Source organism: Parabacteroides sp. AF21-43, assembly GCF_003635435.1.
Lineage (GTDB): Bacteria > Bacteroidota > Bacteroidia > Bacteroidales > Tannerellaceae > Parabacteroides > Parabacteroides distasonis.
Genome location: NZ_QTMG01000009.1, coordinates 1 through 1,247, shown reverse-complemented (window position 1 = coordinate 1,247; position 1,247 = coordinate 1). Strand labels below are relative to the sequence as shown.

Genomic DNA, 1,247 nt, shown 5'->3' with positions numbered 1-1,247 from the left:
AGCGAGCAAGTTCTTGAACCTTTCTAAAAGTTACCTGTACAAGCTGACTTCGGGTAACTTGATACCCCATTACAAGCCGCAGGGCAAAATGCTTTATTTTGAGAAAGCGGAGTTGGAAGCATGGTTGCGTCAGAACCCGGTCAAGACGCAGGCGCAGATAGAGCAGGAAGCGCAGAAGTATATCCTTAACCGTCCTCTAAAGAAATAACGGCTATGGAAAATAGAAAAGCGACAGAAGCCGGGCAGGACATCACCATGCAGAAAGAGGATTTCGCAGCCCTTTGGAAAACCATTCATCTAAAGGTGACGGACACTTACGAAGTGCCGCCCGAAATACTCTGGGTGAACGGCTCTACCATTGGCACGCTGGGTAATTTCAGCGCATCCACAGGAAAAGCCAAGAGCAAAAAGACATTCAACATTTCCGCTATCGTTGCGGCAGCGTTGAAGAATGACGAGGTACTGAAGTATTCGGCATATCTGCCACCGAACAAGCGGAAAATCCTCTATGTAGATACCGAGCAGAGCAAATACCATTGCCACAAGGTCATGGAGCGTATTTTGCGGCTTGCCGGACTGCCTACCGACAAGGACAGGGACGATTTTGTTTTCATCGTGCTAAGGGAGCAGACACCCGATAAGCGGAAACAGATTATCGGTTATATGCTTGAAAATATGCCCGATGTGGGGTTGCTCATCATTGACGGAATCCGTGACTTGATGTATGACATCAACAGCCCCAGCGAATCGACTGACCTAATCAACCTCTTGATGCGCTGGTCAAGCGGATATAACCTGCATATCCATACCGTACTGCATTTGAACAAGGGGGATGACAACACAAGGGGGCATATCGGTACGGAACTGAACAATAAGGCTGAAACCGTCCTGCAAATTACCAAAAGTACGCAGGACGGCAACATAAGCGAGGTAAAGGCGATGCACATACGTGACCGGGAGTTTGACCCGTTCGCATTCCGTATCAACGACAGCGCATTGCCCGAAGCCGTGGACGGTTATGTATTCAAGCAACCCAGCCAAGACAGGGGCTTTCCACTGGCAGAACTGACGGAGCAACAGCACAGGACAGCTTTGGAAAACGGTTTTGGCAAACAGGTCATATATGGTTACGAGAATGTCCTAAAGACCTTGAAACAGGGTTATGCAAGTATCGGCTACAAGCGTGGACGCAATATCCATGTGGATTTGAACAAGTTCCTTGTGAACAAGCGCATGATTGTGAAAGA

Annotated in this window: 2 protein-coding genes; both read left to right on the top strand. The window is 48.4% G+C overall.

Features of this window, described 5'->3' with window-relative positions:
• Nucleotides 1-208, top strand: a 208-nt coding sequence (locus DWX84_RS08210; RefSeq protein ID WP_147431257.1) for a helix-turn-helix domain-containing protein, incomplete at its 5' end; no start/stop codon positions are given.
• A gap of 5 nt (nucleotides 209-213) precedes the next feature.
• Nucleotides 214-1,247, top strand: a 1,034-nt coding sequence (locus DWX84_RS08205; RefSeq protein WP_122377482.1) for an AAA family ATPase, incomplete at its 3' end; no start/stop codon positions are given.